The sequence below is a fragment of the Paenibacillus polysaccharolyticus genome, from assembly GCF_900102085.1.
In the GTDB taxonomy this organism is placed as follows: Bacteria; Bacillota; Bacilli; order Paenibacillales; family Paenibacillaceae; genus Paenibacillus; species Paenibacillus polysaccharolyticus.
In genome coordinates, this window is the sequence record NZ_FMVM01000020.1 from 49940 (window position 1) to 65736 (window position 15797).

Below are 15797 nucleotides of genomic sequence, written 5' to 3' on the forward strand. Positions count from 1 at the left end.
CACCTGCCACTTCTTCAGCCATCACCACCTCGTATCATTCACCTGCCGCTCATCGCACCATCGCCAAATGCTCCGCAATAGGACCTAGAGCCAGCGAAGGGAAGAATGTCAGCGCGCCTACGACCACAATCATCATGACCAGAATGCCTGCAAATAGCGGTGTATGCGTCCGTAGCGTTCCTGTGGTAACCGGGACAACCCGTTTCACGGCAAGTGAACCTGCTATCGCCAGCATGGCAATCATCGAGATATATCTTCCGAGCAACATCACAATCCCTATAGCGATATTGTAAAAGTCCGTGTTGGCGTTCAGTCCGGCAAAAGCCGATCCATTATTGGCCGCTCCTGAGGCAAAAGCGTACAACACCTCGGTTAGCCCATGTGTACCGCCATTGGAAATGGAAGCCACGGCCTCCGGCCTTATTAAAGCGAGTGCGGTTGGCACGAGAATAATCAACGGATGAATCAGCAGCGCGATACAAGCCAACTTAATCTCTTTGCCTTCAATCTTTTTGCCCAGGAACTCCGGTGTCCGGCCGACCATTAACCCGCAGATAAAGACCGCAATGATCACATACAGCAGACCATTCAACAAACCTACACCCTTGCCGCCAAATACATTGTTTAGCATCATCTGAGCAAGAGAAACCAATCCCCCAAGCGGAGTAAGTGACTCATGCATGTTGTTCACCGACCCCGTTGTTGCTGCTGTAGTTACAGCCGTGAACAAAGCCGATTCGGGAATCCCAAACCTGACCTCCTTACCTTCCATGTTGGTTTGTAGTCCATTCGCATCCAGCGCAGGCACTCCGCGATACTCGGAAATAAATACCGTCGTCAGCATCACTAGGAACAGAACTCCCATTGCAGCAAACAACGTCCAGCCCTGCTTCCGGTTATTCACCATCAAGCCAAATGCATACACCAGCGCTGTCGGCAGCAACATCATACAAACGATATGCACCAGATTGCTCAGCGCCGTTGGATTCTCAAACGGATGCGCGGCATTGGTGCCGAACCAGCCCCCGCCGTTGGTTCCAATGTGTTTAATCGACTCGAGCGAAGCCACTAATCCGCGCGTAATGGTCTGCTGTGCACTCTCCAGCGTGGTTGCGTTCACCGCACCGGCCAGCGTCTGCGGCACCCCTTGAAATACAAGGAACAAAGCCACAATGAAGCTGAGCGGTAAAAAAATACGAGTAATCGACCGAACCAGGTCGACATAAAAGTTACCCAGATCATCCCGGCGGCCTACTAATCCGCGAATAAAGGCAATCGCCACCGCGAATCCCGTTGCCGCCGAGGTGAACATCGGGAACGTTACTGCGAGCAGTTGTGACAGATACGACAGAGCATTCTCTCCCGTATAGGACTGCCAGTTGGTATTGGTCATAAACGATGCGGCTGTGTTAAATGCCTGCGCTGCTGGCATATTATCGATCCCATCCGGATTGAGAGGCAGGAACTTTTGCAGCCGTAACACCAGAAACATCAGGATCAGCATGACCGCATTGGAGATGAGCACGGCAGACAGATATTTTTTCCACCCCATCGTTTCATCTTCCCGTACACCCATCAGCCGATACAATAATCGCTCCGGTCCTCCAAACACACGATCAAGTCCCGTTCGTTGCCTGTCAAATACCCTCACCAAATAACTGCCCGCCGGCTTCACCAGTAACAATATGATGAGTAGCGTAACCGCTACCTGCACTACACCGATACCCATATCTGCATATCCTCCCTAATTCCAACCTTGGTGTTTCCGACTAACCTACTCTTTATCTTCAGCTTCAGGCACATGATCTGAACAGTTACGTTAGAATTTCTCTGGCTTCACCAGCACGTACCCGAGATAGACAATCAGAGCCATGACAATCACGCCGATGAAAATCATCTTTTCGCCCTTCCTTTCTGCCCTCAGGCCTTCTCACAAAATTTTACAAAGCCCCAAAACAAAGCAAACAACAGTACGATCAGTCCAATCATCGTTGCATCATTCACCATGCGTCCTTCATCCTCTCTTCTCTACCGTTCCTCTCGCTTGCTACAAGTAAAATCGTAATACGAATCGCTGTAAAAAGGGGGTAAAGAAACGCCGCTCTGGCTGTAAAAAAAGCGTAAAAAAGACCCGTTCTTCTCAGCGATCAGCTGAAAGAACGGGTCTGACGTAAATACATATCAATGTAGGATTAAAGATTACATTGAATAGGTCATCTTTTTTTTAAGAACTGCGAGTAGTCCTGCCCTTAATGCCAGCGGGGAAAACATTTTAGATCTCAAGGTTTTACAACAAAAAGGAAATCAAGAATTAGATCCAGAGCCCTCCCTACCCGAACGGATTCTGCGCCCACTGTGTCAGCCGTTTTTTGGTGATGTGTCCATGTGAAGTGTGTTCAATAACCTTCCCCTGATCGAGTAGGAGTACCTGCGGCGATTCATGGCGAACCTCGGTCTCTTCGGAGATGTGACGGGATAACGGACGGTTCTCGATAACTTTCACCATACGATATTCCATCGTCTGTTTCGGATCGGATGCATTGGTGCCGACAAAAGCCATGAACTCTCTATATGCTCGCGCACTAACGGGACAAGTTGTGCTATGTTTCAGCAAAAGCACCGGATGCTCTTGCGAACGTTGGAGCGCCTCTTGCCAATCCTCCAGTTTATGCAATTCCAGCACATGCTCGCTTAACATCTCATGTGAATCGGCGCCTGTACGTTTACTGACCACGGAACCGATCACCACGCCAAGAGCAGCACCAAAAGCGATGCCCAGTCCAATCTGCCCCGTAGCTGTACCAAAGCTTGCACCAAGGGCCACACCGACTCCGAGCCAAAGTGCCTGATGATTCACCTTTTTCTCCACATAAAGTCATCCTTTCTCTACGTATGAATCAAGCGATTCGAAGCTATATAAGTCGAACGACTAAACAGGCTTTTCCTGAATACTTCAATGATCATATTTTTATCTCATATTTTGTTCAAATTATAGCACAGCCCCTGCACACAAGCTTTCAGAATCTGCATCTTTCGGGTACATAATTGTGTTACACTGATGGTAATTTGGAAACGATGAACATAAGAGCAACTGAAAGGCGGAAATCCAATATGACATACGCTTTTACAATTGAACCACCGGAATATTATGCACTGGACAACGAGCCTGAGTTAATTGCCAAGTGTCAGGAATGGGGTCTAATTTCGGCGAAAGCGACCAAACTCAAAACATTTTATTATAAAGGGAACGGACTGAATCTGCCCTGCACCATTCTAGGTTTTGTGGATCACATGACGGCTGTAATTGAGCTGGATAACGGGCAAAAACACTGCATTCACCCATCCTATCTCAAAGAAATGCAGGCTTCGGGTTACAGCACCAGAGGATTAAGCGGAGCGGGGGCAGAGACGGGAACGGAACAGGGCTACACTGCACAAGCCCCTGATTCCGCTGAAACATCTGCCCAGGACGACTCGTCAGCCGAGCTGGTTAATCCGGAGGATGACATGGATGGGCCAGATTCCTTCTCCGAGCTCAAAGGTGATCCTGACGGATTGGTGGAGGAATACATTGGGCCTCAGGCAGGCAGCAATGCCGATGCGACTTCAGAAACCAAACCCAAAACCAAAGCTGCACCGAAAACAAAAGCCGTTAAAATCGATCTGCCCGAAGGCAAAGTGAAGATGAGCGGGGTGGTTAAGGAGTTTACGACAGTACCCAACCATTTCTCGGACAATGACGATGAAGTTATCATTTATGAGTCTGTAACCATTACGGAGCCTGATGTCATCGAGGTCGGAGAGGCTTGGTCCAGTCACAGTGCAACGATGAAGAAACAGGAATTAGAAGTTGGCGATGTGCTAACCTTTGAAGCTAAAATCATCAAAAAGAAATTAACCCGCAATCCGGTACCCTATAAAATCAACAACCCGTCCAAGATTCAGAAGGAAGATTAGTTTTCTTTCACAAAAAAGTACACAAAAAAACCTCCACGCTACCTGATGTAGCGAATGGAGGTTTTTTCCAGATAGTTATTTAGTTATTACGTGTTTTATAGTTTAATGCTTGATATTTAGCACATAAGCCCAGACTGTAGCTGTCCCTATGCTTGTCCAGGAGTTGCACTGATTTGGAACTGCACACCAAATTTATCAGTAACATTACCGTAAGCCGGGCTCCAGAACGTTTCCTGAATTGGCATATTCACTTTACCGCCTACTTCAAGCTTACTGAAAATGTCCTTCGCTTGCTCTGCCGTGTCCGTATTGACCGTCACCGTGATGTTATCTCCAACGGTGTGAGGCATACCAGGCAGCGTATCCGATAACATCAACACCGAACTGCCGATTTGCAGAGACGCATGCATAATCCAGTCTTTGGCTTCTGGTGGAATCGGATGATCCGGGCTGGATGGGCCTTCCCCAAACGTCTGCATTGCGAGTACTTCCGCACCAAATGCCTCTTTGTAGAACTCGACAGCTTCACGCCCGTTACCATTGGTAACAAGGTATACATTCAAGTTAATTGCCATGGATTGTTCATCTCCTTGGATTTGTGTAGTATATATGGGTCAGGTCACTTGCGACATGAGTATATAGGAGCGAATTGTCCTTTGACAAGCACAAATTTCCACTCTACACGGTGACCGTTACTGAGCTATATTTCCCAAAATCTTCTTCTCCCATTCTCTACTTCATTCAACTTCACCATTTAAACCTTACGCTTGCGAAGGTAATGCACAACCATGATCACCATCCCCGGTACAAGAACGGCAAAACTGGCGTAGATTACACACCATTTTAACAACGTAAATACAGGAGTCAGTTCAGCAATCACAGATGTTCGCTCGGGATACCGGAACATGACCAGAGATGCCCCCAGGTTTTCCAGCATATCCATCCCCCAGCCCATAAAGGGCAGCAGATTTATCCACCTCCAGCGGCTTGTGGCAGGAAGTACTCGATACAACATGGATATCAAAGCGACGAGCAGGAACAGATACACTAGCGGCCAGATCATATCAAATGTAAACCTGGCCTGAATATAAGCGCTTCGCCCGCTCTCTCCATAGTGTCCAGCCATCCGATACAAATCATCGGCGCTGTATAGAAACGACGAATCTGGCGATTCTCCGCCGCCTGTTGCCTCCTTTGACTTTTCTGCCTGCCAAGGCAGAACGAATGCGATAAAACACCCAAAGACAATGGTCGCAACGACAACCCATTTCCAGTTTACATACCGATATAAACCTGATGATAACCTGCCGAGCATGCCTGACTCCCCCTCTCTATTCAAGAAAAAAGCCACTCTCCCGAGTAATGCCCGGTAAAATGGCTATAAATGTTCTATTCAGTTATTACCCCGGTCAACTAAGACTGCTTGCCTTTTTCCTACTTATTTATTGTGCCTGCACAATGCGATCGATTTCACTTTTTAACAAAAGATATCGATGCACACTTCTCATAATAGGTACTTTGGTGAGTTTGTTTTTATCCACGTATAACTTCATCTGGTCTTTACTCAGCCCTAGCAGGCTGCCCGCCTCAGTTACCGTCAATACCACTTCGGGATTCGTTGCGTTGAACGTCTTCTTTACCTTTTGGTTCCAGTCCTCAAATACCTGCATAGATTCACGATCTCTCCTATCCATAGCCAGTTATTTTCAGGCTGCGTACATTCAGTATAGCATACTTGTGATTATCGTCACTTATTCCTCTTTATGGCACTACAAAATGATCTCCTAGTTCGTATGCTGTATATGACAAAAAGAGCCACGAAAACGCGGCCCTATACCAAATCACTATTAATATTCCCTCTATGCTTCATCCCAGAAACGACGCAGATTATCCATGGCGATTTTGGAAGCGGCTTTGCATTCCTCCATGCCTTCGAACTCCACCGTTATGTTGCCATCGTAACCGGAATCTTTGATCAGCTTGACGATTTTACGGATGGGGATATCACCTTGACCCACGATCGCACCGCGCAGGAAGTTACCATAAGTTGTGGTAAACCACTCCCCTTCCCCCGGATGCTCGTCATACGGACGGAAGTAGAAGTCTTTGAAATGAATGAGCGAAGCGTACGGCAGATTTTTCATCACACCGATAATCGGGTTTTCATCTACACACATGAAATTTCCGATATCCAGCGTTGTTTTGAAATTCGGCCGATCTACGGCATGCAATACTCGCTGAACCCGATCACTAGCCTGCACACTGAATCCATGATTCTCAATCGTTGTAATTATCCCGTACTGTGCAGCATAATCGGCAATGACCTGGCTTCCCCTGACCATCAAAGGCAGATGCTGTTCAAACCAGGCAATGGTCGTGCTCTCCTTGGGTAGCCTGAATGAAGTAACGTCGTGGCGCAGATGCCTGACACCCATCCGGTGTGCGACATCCACATGTCTTTTGACCCGGGCCATCTCTTCTTCAAAAGCCTCTTCCGTCTCCTGCACAAAGTCGGCTGGCATAGAATAGTTGGACAGTTCAATCCCAGCTGCTTCGGCGCGCTCCCGAATCGCATCCGCCAGTTCATGATTATCCTCCACCGTGTATCCGTAGGGAACCATCTCCATGTGCTCGCCGCCGTTCGCTGCAATCCAGTCGATTACATCCAGCACTGTCATGGCTCCTGAATTCAGATCATTCAACAAACTGTACGTGCTCAGACCTACCTTCATCTGCTCCACTCCTATCGATATTGTTTGATGAACTGCACAGCTTTGCGAATATCCACTTCCGGTTGGTCCCCCACTTCGCGCTCAATGGTTAGATACCCTGTATAACCAATCTCCTGCAGCACGGCAAAATAAGCATTAAAATCAACAGCTCCCTCGCCCAGTGGCACTTCGCGGAAAAAGGCGCCGGAAGCTACCATTTCGGCAATTTTCTCATGATCCATCGGAGCATAACCCACAGCACCGTACACGTCCCGTGGATCGACCTCTTTCAGACGCAAGCCATCCTTCACATGTGTATGCACGATATAATCCTTGAGTAGCTTCACACCCTGTACCGGATCATCTCCTGTCACCATCACCATGTTTGCCGGGTCAAAATTGACCGACACCCCGTTCGTGGAGAGGGTATCCAAGAAACTTTTCAGATCAGCAGCCGTTTCCGGCCCTGTCTCGATCGCAAAGTAGGCTCCGACACTTTTGGCGTACTGTCCCAGTTCTTCACAGGCAGCGTGCAGTGTTTCGTATACTTCGGAAGAAGGATCATGTGGAACAATACCGATATGTGTGGTCACAATATTTGTGCCCAGATCGAGAGCAAGATCAACAATTCGTTTAGACTTTTCTACTTTCCATGCATTGTCTTCCTTGACCTGAAATCCGTGACCGCCCAGATCACCAACCAATGCTGAGATCTCAAGACCGAGACCATCTATATAACTACGAAGCTCTTTACGAGCCGCTAGCGACAGATTTTCCGGGTCCATCTCCCCCTTCACCGCGTAGATCTGTACGCCTTCTGCACCTGCATCCTTGGCTTTCAACAGCCCTTCCCGCACGCCTACGCCAAAACTGTCTACGATTACACCGATCTTATTGGTTAATTTCATGTCGTACCTCCCATGAGATTAGATGAGTTATGCCGCTCTTTGACGTTTCAATCCATCGTGCATCCGTGAATTCAAAAATCAAGCTATATAAGTTGAACTAAAGGTTTTTTACACGGAACACTCCGATGACAGAATAACCTTCCAATCGCTGTTATCCCCAGATTTTTTTGATTCCCTTTTCCAAAGGGGAAAATCCGGTGATAAAGGCGAGCGTTTCGCTTTTTCAGGTTTTTTCTGTCCTCTCCGTTATAGTGTAAATGAATAGTTCAACTTATATCGTATCAACTTGATGGCACAAGCTTTACCGATTTGATTTCATAGGGTTTAAACGTCAGTTTAAACACTCCACCCTCGCAAGTGAGCGGGACAAGCTCATCTTCCAGCAGATTAATGATTGAAGCACTCACGTTTTGTTCATTCCACTGCACCTGTACCGTTTCCCGGCCCCCACTCGATTCATAGAAACGCAGTACCGTTCCTGCTCCGTCCTCCGACACCTTGATCGTATCCAAAATGACATGTTCACTATGGAACTGAACCCAGCTGTGTTCCGAGGGTTTTGTGCCTCTATGTGGTGTAGGTGCAATCACTTGAACCGGATGATTCAGTTCCATCGCACGTTGCACGACATTAGCCTGGCGCCAGTCACCTGCATGTGGCAGTACGGAATATGTGAATTCATGCTGTCCTTGATCGGCATGTACATCCGGCCATTTTGGCGCTCGCAACAGTGAAAGACGAATCGTGCGATCCTTAATGTCGTAGCCATACTTGCAGTCATTCAGCAAACTAAAGCCGCTATTGCCCTCCGAAAGATCAGCCCAACGATGCCCGCACACCTCGAACTGCGCCCGTTCCCAACTCGTATTGTTATGCGTTGCCCGTTCCAAGGCACCAAACGGAATCTCATAGGTTGCTTTAGCCGCCACCAAATCTGCCGGGAACGCCACCTTGAGCAGCTTGTGACTTTCATTCCAGTCTACCCGAGTTTTAAAATCAACGCGCCGTTGATGATGAAACAAAATTACATCCTGGCTAATCTCGGATTCATTCAGCTTCCAGCGGAAACGCAGTACATCCTGCACAGGGCCGCGCTGAACAATCTCTCTGGAGATCAGCTGCACAGCACTCGCCCGCTGAGATTCAAATCTTGGGTCTATATCCCATGCATCCCAGTACGTCGGTTTGTCGTGGAAAAACTGCCACTCATTTGCTCGATCGCCCGGCCTCAACCATTCACGCTCTACCGTCTTGTCATACCATCTTGTGATCTCACCCAAGTCGTTGAATTCGAGCAAATAGAACTCGGTTTCCCAACAAGCAGGTATCTGCTCAAGCTTAGCTGTCTTTTGGATCGCTGAACTCACTTCTAGATCTGCATTTGTTGTTTTTTTCCCTACTGGAATGTCGCTCTCACCTGTTGCTCCTAATGCGCTATCCGCTCCCTGTTCTACAGTTACCGCTATTTCTTCTTTTGAATATCGTTCTACTTCTTCTTTTGTCTCGCGCAACCATATGGTGATATACCCAAAGGCAGGAATCGAAGGAACAAGAACATGCAATCTAACCCTATTTTCTTGCTCTTCCCGCTCTACCTCGCTAATCAAACGATTTCCATAGCGATCATACGCCGCCAAGCCCTCCCAATCTGTATCCCCTGCGATACAGATCACTTCACTCCGCTCCCAGCCAAGACTGTTGAATACAACGTACGGCTTACCTGATACTTCATTCGTTGCAATGTTATCCGTGAGCACATCGAGTGACCCCTGTAACACGTCATCACCAAGCGCAAACACCTTCGTATACTCCTCAGCAGAAGTTACATACACTTCGGGAATCGACGTACCCGGAATAATATCATGGAACTGATTCAACATGATCAGCTTCCAGCCTTCATCAAGCACTTCCTTGCGATCCAACATCCGGACGCGATTCTGATCCCACTGGCTCCAGATTTCTGCTTCGCGATAGAGTACCTCGGCCTTACGGTTGCTGCGTTTATTCCGTGCATGGGTTGTATATGTGCCGCGATGCAGCTCCAGATATAGATCACCATGCCACTTCGGTAGTGTTGGCTTACTCGCTGCAATGCCTTCAAAAAAGGCGCCCGCCGTGCTGAATTGACTGATCGGCTGCCCTGCCATCAGGTGAGAACGCTCCGCAAACTCCACCATTTCGTTCGTCACACCGCCGCCACCATCGCCGTGTCCATAAAGCAACATCTGCTCTGCATGAACGTCTTTTTGCTTGTAAGACTGCCAGTGTTCATGCACATCTTTGGGACGCGTATGTTCGTTTACACCATGATTCAGGTAAGACAGCACGGAGGTACCGTCAATCCCCACCCAGTCGAACAGATCATACGGAAACACATTCGTATCATTCCAGTTTAGTTTGGTCGTCATAAAATAAGGAATGTCGGCAAGCCTCAGAATCTGAGGCAGTGAAGCACAATATCCAAACGTATCCGGCAGCCATTCAATGCTCGAACGTTTGCCAAACTCCGACTGATAGAACTGCTGTCCGTACAAAATCTGCCGCACCAGGGACTCACCACTTGGGATATTCAGATCCGGCTCCACCCACATGCCACCGACCAGTTCCCAGCGCCCTTCGGCAATTCGTGCCTTCACCCGTTCATACAGCTCAGGATAATGCTCCTTAACAAAAGCATATAGTTGAGGCTGGCTCTGGGAGTACACAAAATCCGGGTATGTGTCCATAAGCGTACACATCGTAGAGAACGTTCGGCTCGATTTGCGCACGGTTTCCCGCACAGGCCAGAGCCAAGCCACATCAATATGAGACTGTCCAACCAGATGCATAAACCCGCTTCGATGCTGCTCCGGGTCTTCCCGCTCCACGGTCTGGACGATTCTCTGCTCCAGCTCATGTAGCCATACACCATCCTGCCAGCGTCCCGAATCATGGTACATCTCATCCATCACCTGATGGACAGACCGAACCAGTGTTGTGCGTTTCAAATCCTTCTCCGGTAAAGCCTGCAGCGATTCTGAAAGTACCATTATGCTGTACATCAGGCTCTGCAACGGTTGATTCACATGCACCAGCGCCGCTCGTATCCCCTGAATCGGGGGCTGAATTACCGCTTGCCGATTCAAGGGATCATGCGGTTCAGGGATGGGGTCATACAGCTCGATCTCCAGCTGTGGCGAGATTCCCACACGTTCTCTTGGGAGAGGTACGAAGGTATGATTACGATCCAGACCGTGATACGGAACACCGTTGACCTTCATCAACCCTTCCCCACCCGCTTCAAAAATGAATCCGATAGCCTCACCCTGCCACGTCTCAGGAATCTGCACTCTTTTGCTCAGAAAATACGTCGTTCCGTGTGTGCTGTTCAACGGATTCAGGGAATGCTGGATCTCCTCGTGCCCTTCCTGTTCAGATGCGCGCTCCTGACCATACGCATATCCCTGCTCATGTGCATATTCTTGCTCATACTCGTATTCTCCCGGCCGAATATATCGTGCTCGCTGCATCTGCCACTCGGGAAGCTCAACGACTTCCAGCCACTGCTTCTGCTTCAAGTCTTCGATAAACCTCTGCATTCGGATCATACCTTCACCTCCACCTGTTGTACATGCAGACTGCAAGCCGTCCAGTCCGCAGAGCTGCGTCCAACCATCAGCTTGAATTCACCCGGTTCCACCACAGACTGGAGACGGGAGTCGATCAGTGCGAGATGTTCCTTTTGTACAGAAAACGTTACGGTTTGAGTCTCTCCTGGTGCCAGATGGATTTTGCTGAAACCTTTCAGGGCAATTTCAGCCCGGGTAACGGAAGCCGTCACATCGCTAATGTACAGTTGTACGACCTCTTTGCCTGCCACAGCACCCACATTCGTCACTTCGACCTGCACCTGTGCCTCCTCGTCCGGGCCAATCACTTCCGGTGTCACTCGAACATTGTCGTACTTGAAGTCCGTGTAACTAAGCCCATGTCCGAAAGCATATTGCGGCGTTAGATCCATCTCCAAATACCGTTTGCCACGCGTCCGTTTCGCATGATAGTACACGGGAAGCTGACCTTCATGTTTGGGAATGGATACGGTCAGTCGCCCCGATGGATTCACATCCCCAAACAGTACATCGGCGATGGCATTGCCCCCTTCCTGCCCCGGATACCATGCTTCCAGAATGGCTGGAATGTGCTCGTCGATCCACGGTTCGGCAATAGGGCGCCCGTTAATATACACCACAACGACTGGTTTCCCCAGCTTATGTATTTCTTGCACCAGTTCCAGCTGCACACCCATCAGGTTCAACGAAGAACGGTCTATGCCTTCCCCGCACTCCATGTCATTCCACGGATCGTCGGTTACCACGGATGCCCCTGTTCGCAGATCAATTGTACCTTCGCCGAAATCACGCGCACTCGATCCACCCATCACCATAACGATGACATCGGCCTGCTCTGCACATGTCAGCGCCTGCGCAAAGCCTTCTCTCGAATCCCCCTTGATCCGACATCCGGGTGCATACAGCACCTGAGCAGAATCGGTCCCACCGAGTTTGCGCGTAATACCATCCAGCACCGTCACAATCTGCTCTCTCGGCTGCGGTGAGGTATAATCTCCAAGCTGGTTATAGATATGGTTGGCGTTCGGCCCGATCACAGCCAGTTTGGCTCCCTGAGTAGCAAGCGGAAGCACATGTCCTTCATTTTTCAACAGGACGATTCCCTCTTGTGCCACCTCCCGTGCAAGCCCAACATGCTCGTCACACCCGATAACCTTTTCTGCAAAATCAGGATCAACATACGGCTGCTCAAACAAACCAAGCCTGAATTTCATCTCCAATACCCGTCGCACCGCCAAATTTAGTTCTGCCTCTTCCAGTAAACCCTGTTCAAGCGCTTGTGCCAGATGTTTGCGATACATGAATCCAGACATCTCCATATCTACACCTGCCAGCAGGGACTGGGCCACGGCTTGCTCTCCATTCTCTGCCGTATTGTGTCCGTTCACTAGCATCTGGATCGCCCCAAAATCGGTAATGACAAATCCGTCAAAACCCCACTCTTCCCGCAAAAGATCATGAAGCAGATACGTACTGGATGTACACGGCACACCATCGATCTCGTTATAGGCCGTCATGACCGAGCAGGCTCCGGCTTCCACCGCTTGTTTGAACGGCAGCAAGTCGATTTCGTGCAACTCACGCATTCCCATATGCACTGGCGCCGCGTTGCGTCCTCCCTCTGAACTGCCGTACGCTGCAAAATGTTTAAGTGTCGCTATCACCGTCCGGTCTGAATTAAGACGCTCTCCCTGCAATCCATAGATGGCTTCTACGGCAAACTGCCCGATCAGATAAGCGTCTTCGGCAAAACATTCCTCCGTCCGTCCCCATCTCGGGTCACGCACAACATCCAGCACTGGAGAATACGTAGCTGCGCCGCCCTGACTCCGGGTTTCCACAGCGATCGCCTCGCACATCCTGCGATATAGATCGGTATTCCATGTGCTCCCTACCGTTAAAGGCACAGGAAAGACCGTTGCACCAATGGCCATATGCCCGTGGGAACATTCTTCTCCGAACAGAATCGGAATGCCTAACCGGGAATGTTCTATGGCATATTGCTGAATCACATTTGTGGCTACTGCTCCTTGCCGCGGTGTCAGTCCTGTATCCAAAGTAACTCCTGTCCATGGATCAGCCCTGAGTACACCATACAACGAGCCGACACCACCCTGCGCCATGTCCGCCTCGAACTCTTCGGTTACCTGTACCGTACCGTCTGCCGCTTTCTTGTACGTTTTCCACCCCATAGGTTGGATCAACTGCCCAATCTTCTCTGCGGTAGTCATTCGTTCGAGCAGATCCCGTACCCGCTCCTGAATGGGAAGTGATGCATCTTTGTAGCCCATTTGCGTTTGCATGTGCACATTCTCCTCCTGCCTGTGAGTTGGTCATACGTGGAGCTTACATCGCCTTGCGATAGTCACTTGGAGCCATGCCGACCACATTTTTAAAAGCACGATTGAAGGAATTGTAATTGGTATATCCCACTTCCTCACTGATCTCCTGAATGGCTTTGTCCGTCTGTTGCATGAGCTGTTTTGCTTTTTCGATCCGGTGACTGATGAGCAGATCCACGAATTTCTCCCCGATCTCATCTTTGAAAAGCTTGCTCAGATACTTCGGATTGATATCGAACAGATCGCTAAGGTAATTCAGCGACAGATCGGGATTGTTGTAATGCTCTTCGATATATTTGCGAATCTCCAGAATATGTGACCGATGTTTGCGAGAGCATTGCAGTGTCTCCATCTGCTTCGCCAACTCACGGAACCCTTCCAGGCACAGCTCGCGCAGATCATCCAGCGTCTCCCAACCTTCTAGCCGTGGTAACAATGGCGTAAATATCGCTGCCCATGACTCCTGATATTCACGCGGAAGCTCGGCAAACTCACGATTATAATGCTGGAACAACAGCTGAACCGTGTTCATAATCTCCTGACGAGACAGAACAGACTGACGAATCTGCTTAAACAGCCGTTCAAAATGCTGTTCCCAAACATCGTCTGATAGCCGCATTGCCTGCACGAGCAAGGAGATGGTCTTAAGAAACTCATACACGTCATTCGTCGAACTCGGTACATCTCCGCACGGTATGATCTGATTGGTGCCCAGAACCGCCTTGTACTCCAGGGCATGCACAGCCTCTTTAAGCGAAGCTCGAAGCCCGCGAATATCCACAGCAACCCGGCCCACACCAATGGTTACGGTAAAATTCAAATACTGACCCACCTGATCCAGATAACCACTGAGCAAGCGTCGCTCTGTCTCTTCAGATTGTTCGGCCTCAGGTAGCCACAGGATGGCATACAACCTTTGACTCGAAACCCACTCTGCCCATACCTCGGTTCCTTCTTGCCTTGCACTTTCCTGCAAAATGCTCGACAGCACAAATTTCAGGAGAGCTTGATCCTGCTGATGATACTCATCCACAAACACGTCATATCGATCCATCTCCACCACCATCACCGCCCAGCGATGCTCTAATTCCGGTAGCTTGAACTTGCTCATCTCCGCAGATAACTTATGACATGTGTAATCCCGCGTACCTTCCAGCAGTTCCTGAAAGAAGACCTTCTTTTGCAAAATCAGATTCTCTTCATGCTCCTCCTGATATTGCTTCGTCTGGTCGATCATGCGCTCCAGCGTGGTATGAATGAAACGGAATTCATTCTCCTTGCCATAGTTCAGTGCAGACGGTTTCTGTGAGGAGACCGTCTGAATCAGGGTAACAATCTGCTGGATCGGTTTATAGTTTCTGCGCGTCACATAAACGACCCATACAACTCCGATCAGTACAACAGCGACCGCGAAAATAAACCAGATATTATAAAATTGCAACGTAAACTTGATGATTTTCCCGTTATTTAGCCCCGTCTGCACCTTCCAGCCACTATAGCTGGATGTGAATTCAGAGAAAACCTCTCCTGAAGCGGAAGCTGGCTTGGAAGCAAGCATCTCAGCATCAGGCGTACCACCATGCCACAGACTTCCCCCGGATCGGTTGTAGATGTTCACAAACGTAAATTCAGGGTCGTACATCTGCATAATGGACTTTTGCAGCGTATTCAACTCCACGTTGGTCACTACAAGACCTCTGCCGTTCCCAACATTTCGCACAATCGTAATGACCTGCTCCGCCGATTGGGAAGGAAACGCCTTGAATGATCGTGCGCCGACCCACTTCTGCTCATCCTTCGTCCGGCTGTCTGCGATAAAGGCTGCATCGGGGAATTCGTTAATCGGAACAGCCTTGCCATTGCTAAAAACGGTGTTATCGCTGTACCTGACCAGGTAGACCGAGTCGATCAGCGGATATTCTATCTTCAATTCATCGATGACCTTAACGGCCTGAATGCCGGCATAGACATCCTCGCTGCCAGATACCGAGAAATAATTTTTCAGATTCGAGTTGGTCAAAATCTCGCGCAGTACCTTGAAATCGATGGAACGCAAGGAATTATCCAGATACTGTGTCACCTGTGAAGCCAAAAATTCATTAGCCTTGAGCGCTTCTCTCCGGTTCTGCTCATTAAATACCTGAAAGAAAATAAAAAATAAAATCGTCGTCACAATAAAAAAAATAGGCAAATACGATAACAGCAAACGTCTGAACCAATTGTTGTTCATCTCCGCGCCCCCCACCAATCCATTTCATGTTGCATGACGAC

12 protein-coding genes are annotated in these 15797 nt (G+C 49.0%); 1 reads left to right on the top strand and 11 read right to left on the bottom strand.

From position 1 onward, the window contains the following. Positions 1 to 49 precede the first annotated feature (49 nt). The 3 genes from kdpA to ytxJ form a co-directional block, all read right to left on the bottom strand. Complete coding sequence (kdpA, locus tag BLQ13_RS24010) at positions 50 to 1729, bottom strand: potassium-transporting ATPase subunit KdpA (protein ID WP_420848965.1); 1680 nt, start codon at positions 1727 to 1729, stop codon at positions 50 to 52. A 90-nt stretch (positions 1730 to 1819) separates the two neighbouring features. Continuing rightward, on the bottom strand, positions 1820 to 1897 hold the full coding sequence (locus BLQ13_RS29220) for a potassium-transporting ATPase subunit F (protein WP_090924284.1): 78 nt from the start codon (positions 1895 to 1897) through the stop codon (positions 1820 to 1822). A gap of 432 nt (positions 1898 to 2329) precedes the next feature. Beyond that, on the bottom strand, positions 2330 to 2869 hold the full coding sequence (gene ytxJ, locus BLQ13_RS24020) for a bacillithiol system redox-active protein YtxJ (protein ID WP_244159441.1): 540 nt from the start codon (positions 2867 to 2869) through the stop codon (positions 2330 to 2332). 242 nt (positions 2870 to 3111) lie between these two features. On the opposite strand from ytxJ, the gene BLQ13_RS24025 reads away from it, so the two are divergent. Beyond that, a complete protein-coding gene (locus BLQ13_RS24025; RefSeq protein WP_090924228.1) occupies positions 3112 to 3957 on the top strand; it encodes a hypothetical protein in 846 nt (281 codons plus the stop codon). Positions 3958 to 4103: 146 nt separating this feature from the next. Here BLQ13_RS24025 and BLQ13_RS24030 read toward each other — a convergent pair whose 3' ends face one another. The 8 genes from BLQ13_RS24030 to BLQ13_RS24065 form a co-directional block, all read right to left on the bottom strand. Further along, positions 4104 to 4532: a VOC family protein gene (locus tag BLQ13_RS24030; protein ID WP_090924229.1), complete on the bottom strand. Its 429-nt coding sequence runs from the start codon at positions 4530 to 4532 to the stop codon at positions 4104 to 4106. Between the two features lie 179 nt (positions 4533 to 4711). Then, the gene (locus BLQ13_RS24035) at positions 4712 to 5272 is read right to left on the bottom strand and encodes a hypothetical protein (protein WP_090924230.1); all 561 of its coding nucleotides are present in this window, start codon (positions 5270 to 5272) and stop codon (positions 4712 to 4714) included. Positions 5273 to 5399: 127 nt separating this feature from the next. Then, a complete protein-coding gene (locus BLQ13_RS24040; protein ID WP_090924231.1) occupies positions 5400 to 5627 on the bottom strand; it encodes a MerR family transcriptional regulator in 228 nt (75 codons plus the stop codon). A gap of 189 nt (positions 5628 to 5816) precedes the next feature. Then, positions 5817 to 6689 (bottom strand): sugar phosphate isomerase/epimerase family protein, encoded by an 873-nt coding sequence (locus BLQ13_RS24045; protein WP_090924232.1) that lies wholly within the window; start codon positions 6687 to 6689, stop codon positions 5817 to 5819. An 11-nt stretch (positions 6690 to 6700) separates the two neighbouring features. Then, positions 6701 to 7576: a sugar phosphate isomerase/epimerase family protein gene (locus tag BLQ13_RS24050; RefSeq protein ID WP_090924233.1), complete on the bottom strand. Its 876-nt coding sequence runs from the start codon at positions 7574 to 7576 to the stop codon at positions 6701 to 6703. A gap of 281 nt (positions 7577 to 7857) precedes the next feature. Next, a complete protein-coding gene (locus tag BLQ13_RS24055) occupies positions 7858 to 11163 on the bottom strand; it encodes an alpha-mannosidase (protein WP_090924234.1) in 3306 nt (1101 codons plus the stop codon). After that, positions 11160 to 13475 carry a glycoside hydrolase family 3 N-terminal domain-containing protein gene (locus tag BLQ13_RS24060; protein WP_090924286.1) on the bottom strand — a complete coding sequence of 772 codons (2316 nt, stop codon included), beginning with the start codon at positions 13473 to 13475 and terminating at the stop codon, positions 11160 to 11162. Before BLQ13_RS24060 ends, BLQ13_RS24055 begins: the two co-directional genes overlap by 4 nt. A gap of 55 nt (positions 13476 to 13530) precedes the next feature. Beyond that, entirely contained in the window at positions 13531 to 15756 is a 2226-nt protein-coding gene (locus BLQ13_RS24065; protein ID WP_090924235.1) for a helix-turn-helix domain-containing protein, read from the bottom strand. Between the last annotated feature and the right edge of the window lie 41 nt (positions 15757 to 15797).

What these genes read in the sequence shown, in the direction of transcription:
- kdpA (WP_420848965.1), bottom strand. Translation starts at nt 1,729, where the DNA reads ATGGGTATCGGTGTAGTGCAGGTAGCGGTTACGCTACTCATCATATTG.
- BLQ13_RS29220 (WP_090924284.1), bottom strand. Translation starts at nt 1,897, where the DNA reads ATGATTTTCATCGGCGTGATTGTCATGGCTCTGATTGTCTATCTCGGG.
- BLQ13_RS24025 (WP_090924228.1), top strand. Translation starts at nt 3,112, where the DNA reads ATGACATACGCTTTTACAATTGAACCACCGGAATATTATGCACTGGAC.
- BLQ13_RS24030 (WP_090924229.1), bottom strand. Translation starts at nt 4,532, where the DNA reads ATGGCAATTAACTTGAATGTATACCTTGTTACCAATGGTAACGGGCGT.
- BLQ13_RS24035 (WP_090924230.1), bottom strand. Translation starts at nt 5,272, where the DNA reads ATGCTCGGCAGGTTATCATCAGGTTTATATCGGTATGTAAACTGGAAA.
- BLQ13_RS24040 (WP_090924231.1), bottom strand. Translation starts at nt 5,627, where the DNA reads ATGCAGGTATTTGAGGACTGGAACCAAAAGGTAAAGAAGACGTTCAAC.
- BLQ13_RS24045 (WP_090924232.1), bottom strand. Translation starts at nt 6,689, where the DNA reads ATGAAGGTAGGTCTGAGCACGTACAGTTTGTTGAATGATCTGAATTCA.
- BLQ13_RS24050 (WP_090924233.1), bottom strand. Translation starts at nt 7,576, where the DNA reads ATGAAATTAACCAATAAGATCGGTGTAATCGTAGACAGTTTTGGCGTA.
- BLQ13_RS24055 (WP_090924234.1), bottom strand. Translation starts at nt 11,163, where the DNA reads ATGATCCGAATGCAGAGGTTTATCGAAGACTTGAAGCAGAAGCAGTGG.
- BLQ13_RS24060 (WP_090924286.1), bottom strand. Translation starts at nt 13,475, where the DNA reads ATGGGCTACAAAGATGCATCACTTCCCATTCAGGAGCGGGTACGGGAT.
- BLQ13_RS24065 (WP_090924235.1), bottom strand. Translation starts at nt 15,756, where the DNA reads ATGAACAACAATTGGTTCAGACGTTTGCTGTTATCGTATTTGCCTATT.